The following is a 17,243-nucleotide window of genomic DNA, read 5'->3' on the forward strand; positions in this document are numbered from 1 at the left end:
GAGATTGCAGACCTTGGTGCAAACGCAGCGGATTCACCCTTTGTCCGCACAGCAGACGCTCACGAGTAATTTGCAAATGACCGCATCGAGCCCAAAGCGAACGCTCGCTCAAACTTGGTTTGGGGGACATTATTATCCCAAAACCGTCTATTTGACTGACCGGTTGCCAGAATCGCAGTCTTAGGTGATCCTTCAAGAAATCGAAGGATCGCAATATGTTTAGGTTTCTATTAATTGCATTCGGTATTTGCGTATCTACTTTCGCGTTAGCGCAAGAGTCGTCCGAAGATGTGGCGGGAAAAGATGATACCTCGGCAACCTCGTCCAGCCTGCTAACTGATGCTGAGTTGCAGACATTGGTCGCCCCGGTTGCTCTTTATCCCGACACGTTACTCATACAGATATTTGTCGCGGCCACCCAGCCATTGGAAATTGTTAAGGCTGAGCGGTATTTGCTGGATAACGCCGACCGCGACCCCGTTGAACTTGAGCCGGAAATCGAAGCAATGGGATGGGATCCTTCTGTCAGCGTATTGGCGACGGCGTTTCCCGAAGTTGTTGGTCAGATGGCCACCCATATCGACTGGACCGAGACAGTCGGCACAGCCATGTTGGCCCAGTCCGATGATGTGATGGATGCGGTGCAGGTCATGCGGGATCAGGCAATTGACAGCGGCGCTCTTGTTTCAGGTCCCGAGCAAACTGTCGAAGTGTCTGACGACGACACAGTAGTAATTACACCGACAGAACCCGAAACGGTATACGTCCCACAATACAATCCCGAGACGGTTTATACTGGCCCGTCAACCGGGGATGTTGTGGGCGCAGCACTACTAACGTTTGGCGCCGTTGCCCTGATCGACGAAATTTTTGACGACGACGATGATTGGTATGACTATTGGGGGTGCCGAAATTGCGGTGGCTGGGGCGGTGGTCCGATTTACAGAAATCCAAACATCGACATAGACGTCGATGGCAACGTCAATATCGGCAATGATATAGATTTAGGTGACCGAACGGATATCGGATGGAACCCCGATCCTGACCGGCAACAGGAGGCCCGGAACAAAATAGCGGACCATAAAAGACCTGAAGGTGGCCGCGGCGACTTGCCGGTTAGCCGTCCTGACGGTCGCACGGATGAGCTGCGTGCAAAGTTGAGCCGAGAATCTGGTGCTACAGATATTAGCCGGGACCGCGGGGCGGCAGCAGCTGCGGTCGGTGCCGGTGCGGGGGCTGTAGCAGGCGGGGCATTAGCGAACCGGAGCAACGCAAATCGGGATAAGGCCGCTGCAAAGCAACAGGCCATTGATCGTACCAAACGTCCAGATGCGGCGAAAAAGCCAGTCGCACAAAGACCGCAGACCGCCAAAAAGCCGCAGGCGAAGAAAGCCGCATCGACGCAGCGCAAGCCCGCGGCATCCAAAGGGCAAGCGATGAAGAAAAAGGCGTCCGGCAGCAGAACTCAAAGCGCGTCCAATCGTGGACACGCCGCTAAAGGCAAGCGGAGACGGTAAGATGCGTAGATCAGTATTTTCAATTTTGTTGCTTGCCGCGACCACAAGCCCGGCTCTCTCTGAAGGAGCCAGATTTGATACGCCGCAAACCGCACTGGATGCTTTTGTTGATGCGTTGAAGGCTAATGATCAGAGCAAGCTGATCGAAATTTTCGGGCCTGAAGCCGAGGATCTGGTTGGAACGGGTGATCCGGCGGAAGATCAAGAAAGAAGGCAGGAAATGCTTGGCAGGTATGCCGAGGGGTATCGTTTCCGGCCTGAGGACGATGGCGTTGTACTTCTTCTGGGTGAAGACGGTTGGCCTTTTCCTATCCCAATTTTGCGAAAAGATGATGGTTGGCGCTTTGACCTGGAAGCTGGGATCGAGGAACTTTCAGCTCGTGAAATAGGCTTGAATGAGTTGGAAGTGATCGAATTGCTTGAGGCCTATGTTGATCTGCAGGCAGCTTTCCGGCTTGTGGACCATAATGGGAATGGCGTTATGGAATTCGCTCAGACGATCATTTCTGATCCCGAAGAGCAAAACGGTCTCTTCTGGCCTGGAAAAGACAGCTTTGTCGGTGCGGCGCTTGCCCGCGCCGCAGCTTCGGGGTGGAGTGACGGTCAGGCTGACTATGAAGCCGAGCCGTTTCTTGGCTATTATTACACAATCCTGCAAGAGCAGGGCCCTAACGCTCCCGGGGGTGCCTACCCTTATTTCGCCGGGGATCACTTCGTTGCAGGACATGCCTTGCTGGCAATACCGGCAGACTACGGAGAAACTGGTGTCCATTCCTTTCTGGTTGGCGAAAACGGCATAGTCTACGAGGCAGATTTTGGCCCGGAAACACTCAGTATTGCTGCTGAAATTACTGCCTATGATCCAGACACTAATTGGTCACCGGTCGAGTAATGTTTGGATTGATAGTGGCGATTAAGCTCTGATGCTTTGCTGAGGCCACTATTTGCGGATCGTGTAACAAGCTTCAGTTCGATGGTTACGTGTACCCGAACAGGTTCAGCCTGGATCGCTCTTGCAACACACATTGTAACGGCTTGCAAATTGTCCATCTTACGGTTTGATCCATTCTTCTGCCTTAACACGTTTCGAGTCAATGACTGAAAAGTCCGCAGCCTTGCCATCCGACACTGGAATTTGAACGTCCGGAATGTGCGGTTTTTGACCTACCGCATATGCGAAAGACCGACTCTCGCTAAACGGCAGCAACGGGCTCAACGAGCCTGTCGAGGCGCTGAATATTAGCCTGAAAAAATCTCTTATTTTCAATGATCCTATCAGGGCAAACACGCGCTGCAACCAAATGTTGAAGTACAAGTTCCAGGGAATGCAAATCCTAAGCCCGAGCGAAAGGCCGCAGCAGTCTGCAAATAAATCGATAGAACTAAAACTCATGCTTCCATCATACTTTTGAGGGAACCAGTCTATCCAGAAGCATCCGGACTTGAGTTCAAGATTAGATTTCTGTGTTCCAGATAGACTTGGAGAGAGGAGTTTTGCAGAAATTCAGAAGCATCATTGGTTGGGCGCGCAAGTCTTGCTTCTATAAACGCAAGAATACACACAACAACAAGCCCGGCTAGTATCCAAAGGTACGCGAAAAGCCCTAGTAGATCTGGGCTGGTAACTTGAACGGCTATCGGAGGGGTGAGAAGAAGAATTGTAAGCATCAAACCTTTTTTCAACTTCTTCTGCTTCTGCAAATAATCCGTAGATATTTCCTCAACCTCATGCTCCAGCCTACGCACCCATGACAAGTACTCGTCTTCTAGTTGGCCACGTAAATAATGGCCGCAACGACAAAACTCTCTAGAAAGATACTCAATCCCTCCGCAGGCCTCACATTCCGTGGCATTCGGGCAACCTCTAGTCGGCCTAACTCCGTTGGAGCTTCCAGGTTGGTACGGTGCATCAAGTTGGGTCTCTTCTAGGATGCTATCTACCTTGCCCAACACGCCCACTTTGCGCGGCCTCAATTGCTCGGCTTTTCGCAAAACTTCGTTCTCTAACATCAAGCGACTAACCTTAAGATGGTGTCAATTCTGGCTATATCGGGCACTTGGTTAAGGCCCTCAATCGTTTCGGGGCTCAGAGCTTCTTTGAAAAGAAAATCTATAGCGTCCCATTTCTTTTCGGGTGCTACAACAAGGCCGCGACTAATTATTCTGTGCTCAACTGCGATTCCAAGTTTACGATAGGCATGCGCCATTTCCGAATGTCGGCGGCTTTTGCCTTCAGCAGTGTCCCCTTCGAGCATCCAGAGCGGATCGACATCGAATTCTTCATAAACCTTCAGAAGTAGGGTGGCGGTTAGGTCGCGTTGGCCACGTTCATAGTACTGATATGCACTTCGACTGATGCTAAGTCGTTGCGCCATTTCTTCTTGTGACAGACGCGCCTCGGTTCGGACAGCCGCAAGGCGCACCCCTAGGTCAGGAACAGTCATGATGTACCTTTTTGTGGTTGCATTGACCACGATTATGGTTATCTCTATTCAATGTAACCGCTCATAGAGGCATTTGGTTCGTTTTAGGTAGCATTATCGTAGTTTTGTTTCGATCTGAACGCAAAACGAAAATTTTGCCTCGATATGTGTGCAGTCATTGAGGAGTTGAAATTGCAAAAAATTCTCGAGACACCAAGGGAATTAGCTGAACGAGTGGGCATCCCCGTTTCCAACGTTCGCTATCTAATCCGCGAAGACATGCTGGATCATATTTATACAGCCCCAGGCCGACGAAACCCCAAGATTCCCAATGGTGCGTGGGAACGATACCTCGATCAATTTACGGTGAAAGCATGCCCCGCAAACCGACCCCGCCCCGCCTTGCACGCGACCGAAAACGCCTCGCCGATGGCAATTGGTACATCTACTGGACCGAAGGGGGACGCAGCCGTGAGCACTCGACTGGCACTGGGGATCGCGACCAGGCTGAACTCTACTTCGCAGAATGGAAGCTAAGGCGCTTCAGGCCGGATCGCGCGGTCGAGCCACACGAATTCTATGTGACTGACGCAGTTTCGCACTATCTGGCGAAGCGATTTGACGACGTTACTGACCCGGAGCGTTTGGCCAATGCAGCAAAGCCAATCATCAGGTTTTTTGATGGCTATGCCGTGGGCGATATCAACGATGTGCTCATTAAAGAATACTGCCAGAAACGCCGGAAGAGCCGTCGAGACAAGGGGCTGAAGGACGGCACCTTGCGAAGGGAGCTCAGTTTGCTCTCCACTGCTATCCGGCGTGCCGAGGAAGATCAGCTAATCACGCGCAAAATAACGGTCCGACTACCTCCGAAACCCGAGGGTCGTATCCGATTCCTGACATGTGATGAAGCGCTAAGGCTAATCCGGGTATCGCGGAGCTTCGATACGCCTCTGGAGGATGGCGTGCCGACCGAGTCAAAGACTGAGCACCTGACTCTGTTTCTTAGGATCGGATTGCTGACCGGCCAGCGAAAGGAGGCGATCCTATCCTTGCGCTGGTCTGATATCGATTTTCATAGCAACATCATCTACTGGAACCCCGTTGGACGGCGCCGCACGAAAAAGGAACGCCCGAGTTCTAGGCTGCCTGCGCGTCTGAAGAAGCACCTGCTATGCCGACGAAGGCGGTTTCCGGTAGACGAATTCGTAGTCACCCATCGCGGCAAGTCACTGCAGAACGTCAAACGCGCATTTAGGACTGCCGTTGTGGCGGCAGGCTTGGAGACCGAGGGGGACCGAAAAGTCGTTCCACACACTCTGCGGCACACCTGTGCGACCTGGCTAATGCAAAAGGGGGCGCCCAAGTGGGACGCCTGCGGCTTCCTGGGTATGACCCACGAAACGCTTGAGAAGAACTATGGGCATCATCACCCTGATCACCAGAGAGGAGCGGCGGATGCAATCTGATATCCAGATCATTTCCGGATATAGATCGGTACAAACGTGAACAAAGGAACAGTGAAATGATAGTACATTACAATAATTACAATGGGTTAAAGTCAGGCCCGTTCCTTCGGGAGGCAGGGGTCGGAGGTTCGAATCCTCTCACTCCGACCAATAAAACAAGGCGCCCAAGGGCGCCTTTGTTGTTTTCAGGACAGTGATCCAAATTTCGCTGAACCCGAGCATTGGCCGAACTCTATCGCATTGGCAGCTTTACGCAGGTGCTCGGGGCTATTAGGTACGCGGCGTCGCATTCCGAAGCTTTCGCCAAAGCCGAGACGCGATCCAATGCCACCTTGGAACTGGCCGCAAGGCGGTTCGTAGAAACGTTCCGGGGCTTTCAATCCAGACCGGACCATTTGATGTCTACCAACCACTTTTTTGCGGCCAAAATCGACGCTCGCCCAGTTTGGTCGACATGTGACAACAGCCATACATCGCGGGCGACCGGATTTGTCTGATCATCAAGTAAGAGGGCGCGGAGCCTTTTGTCGCCATCCGCGATTAACGATGGCAGCAGTGTTTTCCCTAGACCATTTGCCGTCGCTTCCAGTGCGGTTTCGACGTCCGCCACCCGGATATTGGCACGCCGCGTGCTTGAAGCATAGATCGTTTTCTCAAGCCATTTGGCCTGCGGCAGGCTGGCGTTGGCATCATCATAGGTGATCCAGCCGAGATTTTCCGCGTCATCTGCTGAGATCTTTCGATCTACATATACGCCAAATTGCAGCTCACCCAGTTTCTGGGCCTTAATGCGAAAGCCACCCTCGTATGGGCGGGCAAACCGCAGGGCCAGATCCGCCTCACGCCTGGAAAGGTCTAGATTGTCCGAGCTTGGAAACAGCTCGATCGTCAATTGAGGGTGCAACTGGCCAATCACGTCAATTTGGGGCACGAGAACGCGATTGATGATGACCGGTACAGAGGTGATCCGAACGACTCCTGACACGTGATCTGCCGTCCTGTCTGCACGTAATTGCAGCGCCCGGTTCGCGGACTCCATGGTTTCAGCGTAGCTGAGAATGTCCAAGGCAGCATCGGTGGGTTCATATCGTCCCGCAGCGCTACTTAGAAACAGGGATAGGCCAAGATCAGATTCAAGCGCCTTGACCCTGCGTGCCACTGTTGTTTCGTTCACCCCTGTCGCCTGTGCGGCGGCTTTCAGCTTGCCGCCGCGAAAAAGGGCTAGGAAATATCTGAGATCATCCCAGTTTGTGCTCTGCATTTCTGCAGACTAGACTGGCAAAATATCCAATTCAATCGGCGAAACTGCTGTGCATTAATGATGGTGTTCCAAATAGGAGAACAGCTTATGAATTTCATCATTCTCTTCGAAGATGCACCGCAAGCCGACCCTAGCATCCGTAAAAATCATATGGCGCAGCATCTAAGTTTCCTTGAACGTCACGCAAGTAAGATTGAAGCGGCCGGTCCGTTGTCAGATCCCGAAAAACAAGGGCGCGATGGGCTTTGGCTGGTCGATGTGGACTCAATAGAAGACGCAGAAAGTCTAATCAAAGAAGATCCTTTCTGGGAGACAGGTTTACGTGCGTCCTACTCAATAATCCCCTGGAGGCTGGTTTTTTCGGCAGGGTCGCGACTGATCTAGAAACTGTATTGCTTTCGGCGGCCAAGAAGAACAGTCGCCGGATAGCCCAACAGCAAAGATGGATTTTATCGACCTTTCTCGGCGCTGCACGAACGGTGGCCCCCGGAATTGTCACATCATAATTTTCGCAAATAGGCCCAGGACACATATCCCTTGAGCTGACGCGCGCGATCAAGCGACACACGGCACCAACGGGTGCCACCAGTTTGTTCGCAACTGTGAACCCGCAGGGCGGTTCCATTTGGAAGCCCAACGATAACGATATACCCCGTTCCCGGCCCAGCACGCATTTTCAGCATGTCACCCTCTTCGACACCAAAAACCTCGTATCGTCCAAGTGAGGCCGCTTTTGCAGCCTCAGTGGTTATAAAGATCCCTAGAACAAATACCGCCAGGTGAAAGAAAATTGCGTTGCGCATCGGTTTTTCCTGCTTGTTGCCTCGGACATCATCTTAACGAACCGGATCGACAAGCGGAACGATTCCAAGCAATAACTTTAGGACGCCGACCGGTGTCCAAAGTGTGCTTAGCCTGAAATAGCGCGTCGTAAGGGCAAAACGGATGTTTAGTTTACGGATGTTCTCCCGGCACTTGGCCTTCGGCTGCGTTGGTTTAAAACCTGTATTGGTTGTCCTCATCCGCTCCCCGGACGTGCAGCGTCCGAATGCATGGCTGACGCAGGTCCTCACCTACGTTGGGGGCATCGGTCGGACTTCATCGCCTAGCTTCAGGAATTTCCGCGCCCGGTAGCCTTGATCCGCAGGCCTCCATGCCGTTGAGACTGGGTTCGAGGTTTTCAAGAATTCTACTGCCGGATCTCGGTATAATCGTATTGAAGAAGGTTTCGCCCGGCATTCAGAAATTGAACTGGGTACAGTGATGAAACAAAACCGGTAAATTTCCAAAGCGGTACCTTGAAACCTGGGCGGCAATTGTATACCGGTGCATACAAATATGATCGAGCGGGTTGCCCCACGCCTCTCAACAGCAGCAGATTCACACAAAGCGGAAACAGCCATGAGCCAGTATTCAGACTACTTGGATGAAATTGAAACGCGCAAAGAACAAGGGCTTAGCCCGAAACCCATCGACGATGGTGCGCTGGTCGAGGAAATCATCGAACAAATCAAGGATACTGGTCATCCGCATCGCGCAGATTCGCTGCACCACCTGATTTACAACACGTTGCCCGGCACAACCAGTGCTGCGGGTGCGAAGGCAACGTTCCTGAAGTCCATCATCGTCGGCGAGGTAACTGTTGAGGAAATCTCGCCAGAATTCGCGTTCGAACTTCTGTCCCACATGAAGGGCGGACCGTCGGTTGACGTGCTTTTGGATGTTGCATTGGGCGACAAGCAGGACGCAGCGGTTCAGGCGGGTGAGGTTCTGAAAACTCAGGTATTCCTGTACGAGGCTGACACAGACCGCCTGAAAGCCGCTTATGAGGCGGGCAACAAGATCGCTGCGGATCTCCTTGAGAGCTACTCCAAAGCCGAATTTTTCACCAAGCTGCCCGACGTGGACGAAGAAATCCAAGTTGTCACATATATTGCAGCCGAGGGTGACATCTCCACTGACCTTCTGTCGCCAGGCAATCAGGCGCATTCGCGTTCCGACCGCGAGCTGCATGGCAAATGCCTGATTTCCGAGGCCGCACAAAAAGAGATTGAAGCGTTGAAGTTGCAGCACCCCGACAAGCGCGTGATGCTGGTTGCGGAAAAAGGCACTATGGGCGTTGGTTCGTCGCGGATGTCGGGGGTCAACAACGTGGCGCTTTGGACCGGCAAGCAAGCCAGCCCGTACGTACCTTTCGTCAATTTTGCACCTGTCGTGGCCGGCACAAACGGCATTTCGCCCATCTTTTTGACAACCGTGGGCGTTACCGGTGGTATCGGTGTCGACCTGAAGAACTGGGTCAAGAAAGTGGACGAGGATGGCCAGTCGATCCTCAACAACGACGGCAACCCAATCCTTGAACAGCGCTATTCGGTTGAGACCGGCACCGTGCTGACCATCAACACGAAAGAGAAAAAGCTCTATAGCGCGGATGGCAGTAAAGAACTGGTCGACATGGCCGGCTCATTCACCCCGCAAAAGATGGAGTTCATGAAAGCCGGCGGCTCTTATGCCATCGTCTTTGGCAAGAAACTGCAGACATTTGCGTGTGAGACGCTGGGCATCGAACTGAAGTCGGCCTTCGCCCCTGCGAAGGAAGTCAGCCATGAAGGTCAGGGGCTAACGGCTGTCGAAAAGATCTTTAATGCAAATGCGCGCGGAGCGACCCCGGGCAAAGTGTTACATGCCGGCTCTGACGTGCGCGCCAAAGTCAATATCGTGGGCTCTCAGGACACCACCGGTCTGATGACCAGCCAGGAGCTTGAGGCTATGGCTGCCACCGTCCTGTCACCCAGTGTCGATGGTGCCTATCAGTCCGGCTGTCACACAGCTTCGGTCTGGGACCTCAAGGCGCAAGCCAACACGCCGCGCCTGATGGCGTTCATGCACAAATTCGGCCTGATTACTGCGCGTGATCCCAAGGACGTGTACCACGCGATGACGGACGTCATTCACAAGGTGCTCAACGACATCACCGTGGATGACTGGGCCATCATCATCGGCGGCGACAGCCATACGCGGATGTCCAAAGGCGTGGCCTTTGGTGCGGACTCGGGCACGGTTGCGCTAGCGCTGGCCACGGGTGAGGCGACAATGCCTATCCCGGAATCCGTCAAGGTGACGTTCAAGGGCGAAATGGCACCGCACATGGATTTCCGCGACGTGGTGCACGCGACGCAGGCGCAGATGCTGGCGCAACACGGCGACAACGTATTCCAGGGTCGCATCATCGAAGTGCATATCGGTACGCTGCTGGCGGATCAGGCCTTTACCTTCACCGACTGGACGGCCGAGATGAAGGCCAAGGCGTCGATCTGTATCTCGAACGACGATACGCTGATTGAATCGCTGGAAATCGCCAAGTCGCGGATCAAGATCATGATCGAGAAGGGCATGGACAACGATGTTCAAATGCTGCAGGGCCTGATCGACATCGCCGACAAACGTATCGCCGAAATTCGCTCGGGTGAAAAACCGGCCCTGCGCCCTGATGACAACGCCAAGTACTTTGCCGAAGTCGTTGTGGATCTGGATCAGATCGTCGAACCGATGATCGCCGACCCCGATGTGAACAATGCCGACGTGTCTAAGCGCTATACTCACGACACGATCCGCCCGATCTCATATTATGCGGCCGAAAAGAAGGTTGATCTGGGCTTTGTGGGCTCCTGCATGGTGCACAAGGGTGACATCAAGATCGTGGCCCAGATGTTGCGCAATCTCGAAGACGAGTATGGCAAAGTCGAGTTTAAGGCCCCGCTTGTTGTTGCTGCACCGACGTACAACATCGTTGATGAGCTGAAAGAAGAAGGTGATTGGGCAATTCTGCAGAAGTATTCAGGCTTTGAATTCGATGACCTGTTCCCCAAGCAAACCGCTCGGACCGAGTACGAGAATATCCTCTATCTTGAACGCCCGGGCTGTAACCTTTGCATGGGCAACCAGGAAAAAGCTGCCAAAGGCGACACTGTTCTGGCCACGTCCACCCGTCTGTTCCAAGGCCGTGTTGTAGCGGACAGTGAGACAAAGAAGGGTGAATCCCTTCTGGGTTCAACTCCGGTTGTTGTTCTGTCAGCCATTCTGGGTCGTACGCCGACGCTGGAGGAATATAAGGTTGCGGTCGAAGGCATCGACCTGACCAAATTTGCGCCACCGATGGAAGTTCCCGGTACTGCCCGTTCTGTGCATTTCTAGTACAATAGGGGGCGCGGCGAATGTTGCCGCACCCGTTTTACCCCAACTTGGCCGAAGCTTGGTAAAAACGGCGCATTACAATGGGGGTCAGGTACATCGGGATCTGATAGGCCCCGATGAACACCAAAAGTGGCGATGTCACCTCGGGTGGTAACGCAATCAGGAAAATCGCGACATTCCGGTTTCCGGCGACAATGGACAATGCGGTGGCTTTTTCGGCAGCCACTCGGTTGCGTGTCAGAAAATACATCACCAGTTGCGCGCCGAAATTGGCCAGGCATGCGAACCCCACCCAAAAGGCCGCAAGCCCGGGATCAACAAGCGCAGTCGCGGTCACGGACGGCATCAAGCCGATCACAAAGACAGCGAGGGTGATCGTTGCCAACCCTTCAAGATTTTTGAGGGTAGTTTGTGACGGGTTTCTCAGAAACGCGAGGCGCAACAACACGGCGGCAACAGTCGCCCCCGCAATTGTCAAAAACAGGCGCAAGACGGCGATCAGAACGGATTGAAAGTCTCCCAACTCGGGTATCAGAACGAAGATGGGAAACACGGTCAACGGCAATACGGCGGTCCCGATCACCATCAGGCGCATGGCGTGTTCTGCCGGATGTCCCATCATCAGGCACATATTGGCACTTCCCGAGATGGACGGAGCCGCGGCCATGACCAGCAGCGACAGAAAGACCGGCGTGCCGGTCCACCCACCGATTATGCCAATAGTCACAACTAGTAGCGGCAAAACCAGCTGGAACGCGATCACTGTACTTGCCACCTGGCGCAAATCGACCAATGACCCCAACAACAAAGAAGGCTCAATTCTAAGGACCGTCAGAAACAGCAGCAGTGCGACAAGCGGCGGCAAGACCGCCTGCATCGGCTCGGCCAGCGCGGGCAGCAGCAATCCGGCGGCCAGCCCTGCGACAAGAACATAAGGACCGTTACGCGCCGCCAGATGAAGTGGGTTCAATGCCCCCTACCCGCCCGGGCTTTGCCTAAGGTTTTCCGGCAGCCATGTGGCCAGTTCCGGGAACCAGATCAGGACGAAGACCATCACCACCATGATCAGGAACATCGGAATTGCCGCGCGGGCGATATAGCTCATCTCATGGTTCGTCATGCCTTGCATCACGAACAGGTTGAAGCCAATCGGCGGCGTGATCTGCGCCATTTCAACGACAACCACGATAAAGATACCGAACCAGATCAAATCGATACCCGCGTCCCGGATCATCGGTTCCACCACGGCCATGGTCAGAACGACTGATGAGATACCGTCAAGGAAACACCCCAGAATGATGTAGAAGACCAGCAGGACCATCAAAAGCTCAAACCGCGTCAGCTCCCACCCGGCGATCAGGTCAGCCAGACCGCGCGGCAGGCCCGTAAATCCCATGGACAAAGACAGGAACGCGGCCCCTGCCAGGATCAGAGCGATCATCGCACTGGTCCGGGTGGCGCCCATCAGGCTTTCGGTAAACGTCTTCCAGTTCAGCGACCCCTGCCCTGCGGCCAGCAACAGACCACCGATCACGCCAAAGGCGGCGGCTTCGGTCGCGGTGGCATAGCCCAGATACATCGACCCGATCACCACCATGATCAGAAGGATTACCGGCAACAAGAAGCGTGAGTTCTTGAGCTTCTCAGAAAAGCTCAGTTTGCTCTCACTGTTTGGGTTCCAGTCTTTCCCGAATTTCGAATAAATTGCGACGTATCCCATGAACATCGTCGCCAGCACCAATCCAGGCAAGATGCCCGCAAAGAACAGTTTGGTGATCGATTCATTGATCGTCACGCCATACACGATCAGCGTCAGCGATGGTGGGATCATCAGACCCAGTGTCGCCGCGCCGGTCAATGTGCCGATGATCATTCGCTCGGGGTAGTTGCGTTTTCTCAGTTCAGGGATCGACATCTTGCCCACGGTCGTCAGTGTCGCCGCCGACGATCCGGATACTGCGGCAAAGACTGTGCATCCCACGATATTAGTGTGCACCAATCCACCGGGCAAAGGTGCCATCCACGGCGACAGACCTTTGAACATGTCCTCGGATAATCGCGTTCGATACAGGATTTCGCCCATCCAGATGAACATCGGCAGAGCTGTCAGGGTCCAGGACGAGGACGCCGACCAGATGGTTGTGATCATCACGTCGCCTACGGGACGTGTCGTGAACAGTTCCATCCCGACCCAGGCAACGCCCATAAGCGCCAGACCGACCCAGACACCGGTGCCCAACAGGGTGAAGAGAACAAAGAGGAAGAGGATGATGACAGACAGGTTTTCCATGCGCTTATTCCCCGTGGCTCTGATCGGCTAGATCGCGGACGATACGGTGATTGCCACGGAAGAGGACGTGGACCAGATGATCGGTCAGGGCGATTGCAAGAATGACCCCGCCGATCAGCATCGCAGACTGCGGAATCCACAGCGCAGTCTTGTCCTGACCCTGGCTGATATCGTTGAACTTCCAGCTCCAATAGACAAAACGATAGGCATACCAGCAAAAGTACCACATCACCGCGGCACCCACGGAAAAACACCATATTTCAAGGATGCGGCGAACCCGATCGGGAACCGCATTGAGCAGGATCGACACACGAATGTGGCTGCCTCGGTTCAGCGCATTGGCAAATGCCAGAAAGGACGCGGCGGCCATGGCATAGCCGGCGTAATCAGGGGCGCCGGGAAAAACCTCACCGGTCCAGCGGGCCAGCATTTGCACAACGATCAGCAGCAAAATGGCGATCAGGCTAAGCGCTGCCAGAACCCCCGCCGCCTGATAAATGAAATCCAATACGGACCTTAGCCCTCGTAGTGCCGCCATGCTGTCCCCACTATTAGTTATTCTACGGAAACGGGCGGCAGGTTGATCCGCCGCCCATCTCTGGCCAATTACTGAGACGAATTGAACGCATCGACGATGGCCTTGCCCTCGTCACCTGCGGCCTCAAGCCACTCATTGGTCATAGTGACACCGATCTCTTTCAACTCGTTGGTCATCTGCTCGGACGCCGGACCGACTGTCATGCCTCCATCACGCAGACCTTGCAGGGTAAAGCCGGTGTATTCCTTGGCGCGCCAATTGCCGGCATATTCGGCAAGCTCTGCACAGCCCTTGATGACGTTCTTGTTGGCATCAGAAACGCCAGCCCAGATGTCTGAGTTGACCATGACGTAGTTGCGCGGCAGCCACGCGTCCACTTCGTAGAAATAATTTAGACTTTCCCAGACTTTGCGGTCATATCCGGTCGACCCCGACGACACCATCGAGTCCGCGACACCAGTGGCAAAAGCCTGGCTGATTTCTGCAGCCTCGATTGTCACAGGCAACATGCCGGTCAGTTCCGCCAAACGCGACGTGGCATTGTTATAGGACCGGAATTTGATGCCTTCCATGTCGGCGACAGAGTTCACCTCGTCTTTAAAGTACAGCCCTTGCGGCGGCCACGGCACGGCATAAAGCAACGTCAAATTCTGTTCAGCCAGCAGATTTTCAATCGAGGGTCTTGCAGCCTCCCATAGCTTGGCGCTGTCATCGAACGACGTTGCCAGAAACGGGATCGAGTCGAACCCGAAAAGTGCGTTTTCGTTTTGGTGACCGGACAGCAGGCGCTCACCAATTGGGGCTTGCCCGGTTTGAATGGCACGTTTGATGTCGGCGCCTTTGAACAGCGACCCGGACGGATGAGTAACGATTTCAATCTCGCCCCCAGTGCCTGTGGTCACGCATTTGGCAAATTCCGCACCCGTGGCCGAGTGGAAGTTCGACGCCGAATACGCCATGGGCATATCCCATTTCTCGGCCATCGCCGGTGCGGTTGCTGCGGCTGTCAAAGCGGTTGCCGCCAGAAGGCTTGTCAATTTCTTCATCTTTTTCTCCCTGTTTAATTTTGTTTGCCGGCTTGTGTTACCGGACATTTCTTAAGTCGCGTAGCGAGACGGCGCATAGACGCTCATGTCTGCGTTTGGGGTCCTGCCCGCGATCATCTGCGCGAGCAGACGTCCTGTTTTTGGCCCGCCTGTCAGACCGATATGATGGTGGCCAAACCCCATAAATGCTCCGTCAATTCCCGGCACTTCGCCGATGATCGGGATCGAGTCCGCCGGTGCGGGCCGGTGCCCCATCCATTCTACTTCGTCCTTCCATGTCACGCCCGGAAAGGCCGCCCGGGCATTCTTGCGCATCAGTTCGAACGGCGCCCTTGAAGGCGGCGCGTCCAGCCCGCCGAATTCGACAATCCCGGCCAGCCGAATGCGGCCATCCATCGGCGTGGCGACGAACTTGCCCGAAGCAACCATAACCGGACTTTTTGGCATCGCGGAAGGTTCCACCAATTCAAGATGATAACCACGTTCTGTCTCCAGAGGAACAGAAACGCCCAATTTGCTGGCCAGAGGCCTGGACCAGACGCCCGCAGTGACAATGGCAGTGTCACAAGCAATTGTCTCACCAGCGGTCCGCACGCCGGTGACCTTGCCGTTATCGTGTACGACATCTTCAACAGCAGCACGGATGACCCTGCCGCCGTTGGCCTCGACATGTGCGGCGAGGTCTTTCACGTACCGCCCAGGATCGGTGATGTGTCCGTGATCAGAAAGCTTGGCAGCAAACCCGATATCTTTGCTGTAGATCGGGTCGTAGGCGTGGAACGCGGCACCCTCTAGTTCTTCCCACTTGAACCCGTGCTTGCGCCGAACACCCCAACCAAAGGCATCGCCTTCGAAATGCTGGCGGTTTTCGTACAGGAACAGGTAGTCGGATGGCATAATCCATTTCTCGGCCGCCGTACCCTGAGCCAGCGCCTGATGATCGTTTAGGCTGTCTCCGACAATGGGGGTTAGCGCGGCCGCGATACGTTCGACGTCACCTGCGTTTGCGTGTTTCAGATAGCGCGTCAACCACGGCAAGAGCTTGGGTACATAGCCCCATTTCATGAACAGAGGTTGCGACGGGTCAAACAGCATCCTTGGCGCTTTCTTAAGCAGCCCCGGCACTGTGACCGGAATGATCGAGCAAGAAGCCAGCACACCGCCATTGCCATGCGAGGTGCCCTCTCCGGGGCCGGCCTTGTCGATCAAGATAACATCATGTCCGTCACGTTGCAGCCAGACGGCGGTTGAGACACCAACTATACCGGCACCGATGATGGCAATTGTCTTTTTTTCGCTCATGCCGCCACCGCTTTAGAAACAGCATAGTGGTTCAGCTTTGCCTCGTCTGGCTTCCCTCCAAGACCCGGTGTGTCAGGGACTATGACCTGGCCCCTTTTCACCTCGAAAGGCTCCTCAAGAATGTCTTCTGCCAAGAAATAAGAGGCCTGATAAAACTCGCAGCCCAGCGTGACTTCCGGTGTGGCGGCGATCATGTGAGTGCCTGCCATATGTGCCAGACCTGCCTCGAACATATCTCCGCCATAAGCACTCAGGCCGTGTGCGGCGGCCATGCGAGCGACCGTTTGCCCGCGCGTCAATCCTCCGGATTTCATGATTTTGACCGAGACACCGTCGCAGATCCCTTCGCTTGCAGCCCGTTCCATGTCCTCGGGGCCAAAGACGCTTTCATCAGCGAGTAGCGGCACATCCGTCATATGCCGCAGCTTCGCCATCATGCCGTAGTGATGTGCGCGTACCGGTTGTTCGATGAAATCGGGATTGAACGATGCCACGTCCCGCACCTGCGCCGGAGCGTCCTCGATTGACAGGCCTTGATTGTAATCCACCCGCACGGAGAACTGTGGAAAATGTTGCGCCAGATGCTCGAGCCTCATGATATCAAAGGCATGGTCCTTGAACCCTGTCTTCAACTTGACGATCCGCACGCCGTCGTCCTCCAATCGGGCCACAAGATCTATATCCTGCGCAAAATCGGGGTTGGCGATAGAGCAGCTTAGCGGGATCGCGTCGCGGCATTTCCCTCCCAACAAGGCCCAGACCGGAACGGCGCTGATCCTACCCGTCAAGTCAAGCAATGCTGCTTCCAACGCCGCCTTGGCCTCGGTGCAATGCGCCACCGCATATGCAGCCTGCGCCATGATCGCAGCCCTGTCGGCAACCTTGGCCCCCACCACCAACGGACGGAGGTAGCGATTCAGGGCGGCGTATGTCGCCTCTGGCGTTCCGGTGAATACGGACCAGGGCGAGGCTTCGCCATATCCGTGGCTACCATCCTCGGACGTCAGGCGAAGGACAACGACCTCGCACACGCCTTCGACAGATCCAATGCCGTGGTCCCGGCGGGATGTGACGGGCAGTTCAAGGTGCCACAGGTCGTAGCCGATGATTTTTTGTGATAGATCGACCATTCGTCCTCCCCAGCGGTAGGTGGAAGCCTGCCTTGACCTACATATCATTTCAAATACTATGTTTTCATAAGTC

The 17,243-nt window shown here is 54.5% G+C and carries 15 protein-coding genes; 5 read left to right on the top strand and 10 right to left on the bottom strand.

Annotation, left to right across the window (positions count from 1 at the left end):
• Nucleotides 1–215 precede the first annotated feature (215 nt).
• Together AC2FIO_RS12030 and AC2FIO_RS12035 are read left to right on the top strand one after the other, a co-directional pair.
• Nucleotides 216–1,517 (top strand): DUF3300 domain-containing protein, encoded by a 1,302-nt coding sequence (locus AC2FIO_RS12030; RefSeq protein ID WP_299665344.1) that lies wholly within the window; start codon nucleotides 216–218, stop codon nucleotides 1,515–1,517.
• 1 nt (nucleotide 1,518) lies between these two features.
• Nucleotides 1,519–2,409, top strand: a complete 891-nt coding sequence (locus AC2FIO_RS12035) for a DUF2950 family protein (RefSeq protein WP_496697849.1) — start codon at nucleotides 1,519–1,521, stop codon at nucleotides 2,407–2,409.
• A gap of 159 nt (nucleotides 2,410–2,568) precedes the next feature.
• Here AC2FIO_RS12035 and AC2FIO_RS12040 read toward each other — a convergent pair whose 3' ends face one another.
• Complete coding sequence (locus AC2FIO_RS12040) at nucleotides 2,569–2,910, bottom strand: hypothetical protein (RefSeq protein WP_496697852.1); 342 nt, start codon at nucleotides 2,908–2,910, stop codon at nucleotides 2,569–2,571.
• A 616-nt stretch (nucleotides 2,911–3,526) separates the two neighbouring features.
• Nucleotides 3,527–3,961, bottom strand: coding sequence for a helix-turn-helix domain-containing protein (locus AC2FIO_RS12045; RefSeq protein ID WP_496697854.1), 435 nt, complete (start codon nucleotides 3,959–3,961; stop codon nucleotides 3,527–3,529).
• 353 nt (nucleotides 3,962–4,314) lie between these two features.
• Here AC2FIO_RS12045 and AC2FIO_RS12050 point away from each other — a divergent pair, with 353 nt between their 5' ends.
• Nucleotides 4,315–5,409 carry a tyrosine-type recombinase/integrase gene (locus tag AC2FIO_RS12050; RefSeq protein ID WP_058281578.1) on the top strand — a complete coding sequence of 365 codons (1,095 nt, stop codon included), beginning with the start codon at nucleotides 4,315–4,317 and terminating at the stop codon, nucleotides 5,407–5,409.
• Between the two features lie 376 nt (nucleotides 5,410–5,785).
• Here AC2FIO_RS12050 and AC2FIO_RS12055 read toward each other — a convergent pair whose 3' ends face one another.
• A complete protein-coding gene (locus AC2FIO_RS12055; RefSeq protein ID WP_496697856.1) occupies nucleotides 5,786–6,670 on the bottom strand; it encodes a LysR family transcriptional regulator in 885 nt (294 codons plus the stop codon).
• Nucleotides 6,671–6,757: 87 nt separating this feature from the next.
• On the opposite strand from AC2FIO_RS12055, the gene AC2FIO_RS12060 reads away from it, so the two are divergent.
• Complete coding sequence (locus AC2FIO_RS12060; protein WP_496697858.1) at nucleotides 6,758–7,054, top strand: YciI family protein; 297 nt, start codon at nucleotides 6,758–6,760, stop codon at nucleotides 7,052–7,054.
• Nucleotides 7,055–7,170: 116 nt separating this feature from the next.
• On the opposite strand, the gene AC2FIO_RS12065 is transcribed toward AC2FIO_RS12060, so the two are convergent.
• Nucleotides 7,171–7,473, bottom strand: a complete 303-nt coding sequence (locus AC2FIO_RS12065) for an SH3 domain-containing protein (RefSeq protein ID WP_282119409.1) — start codon at nucleotides 7,471–7,473, stop codon at nucleotides 7,171–7,173.
• Between the two features lie 598 nt (nucleotides 7,474–8,071).
• Here AC2FIO_RS12065 and AC2FIO_RS12070 point away from each other — a divergent pair.
• Nucleotides 8,072–10,864, top strand: coding sequence for a bifunctional aconitate hydratase 2/2-methylisocitrate dehydratase (locus tag AC2FIO_RS12070; RefSeq protein WP_496697860.1), 2,793 nt, complete (start codon nucleotides 8,072–8,074; stop codon nucleotides 10,862–10,864).
• 37 nt (nucleotides 10,865–10,901) lie between these two features.
• Here the strand turns inward: AC2FIO_RS12070 and AC2FIO_RS12075 are convergent, their stop codons facing one another.
• From AC2FIO_RS12075 to AC2FIO_RS12100, 6 genes are all read right to left on the bottom strand, one after another.
• Nucleotides 10,902–11,834: a hypothetical protein gene (locus tag AC2FIO_RS12075; protein WP_496697862.1), complete on the bottom strand. Its 933-nt coding sequence runs from the start codon at nucleotides 11,832–11,834 to the stop codon at nucleotides 10,902–10,904.
• 6 nt (nucleotides 11,835–11,840) lie between these two features.
• The gene (locus tag AC2FIO_RS12080) at nucleotides 11,841–13,154 is read right to left on the bottom strand and encodes a TRAP transporter large permease (protein WP_496697864.1); all 1,314 of its coding nucleotides are present in this window, start codon (nucleotides 13,152–13,154) and stop codon (nucleotides 11,841–11,843) included.
• Nucleotides 13,155–13,158: 4 nt separating this feature from the next.
• Entirely contained in the window at nucleotides 13,159–13,692 is a 534-nt protein-coding gene (locus AC2FIO_RS12085; protein WP_058272118.1) for a TRAP transporter small permease, read from the bottom strand.
• 68 nt (nucleotides 13,693–13,760) lie between these two features.
• On the bottom strand, nucleotides 13,761–14,738 hold the full coding sequence (locus tag AC2FIO_RS12090; protein WP_496697866.1) for a TRAP transporter substrate-binding protein: 978 nt from the start codon (nucleotides 14,736–14,738) through the stop codon (nucleotides 13,761–13,763).
• 51 nt (nucleotides 14,739–14,789) lie between these two features.
• On the bottom strand, nucleotides 14,790–16,040 hold the full coding sequence (locus AC2FIO_RS12095) for an NAD(P)/FAD-dependent oxidoreductase (protein ID WP_496697868.1): 1,251 nt from the start codon (nucleotides 16,038–16,040) through the stop codon (nucleotides 14,790–14,792).
• Nucleotides 16,037–17,170, bottom strand: a complete 1,134-nt coding sequence (locus AC2FIO_RS12100) for an enolase C-terminal domain-like protein (RefSeq protein WP_496697870.1) — start codon at nucleotides 17,168–17,170, stop codon at nucleotides 16,037–16,039. The genes AC2FIO_RS12095 and AC2FIO_RS12100 overlap by 4 nt, the downstream gene beginning before the upstream one ends.
• Nucleotides 17,171–17,243: the final 73 nt, after the last annotated feature.

Source organism: Ruegeria sp. CDSB086 (assembly GCF_059611065.1).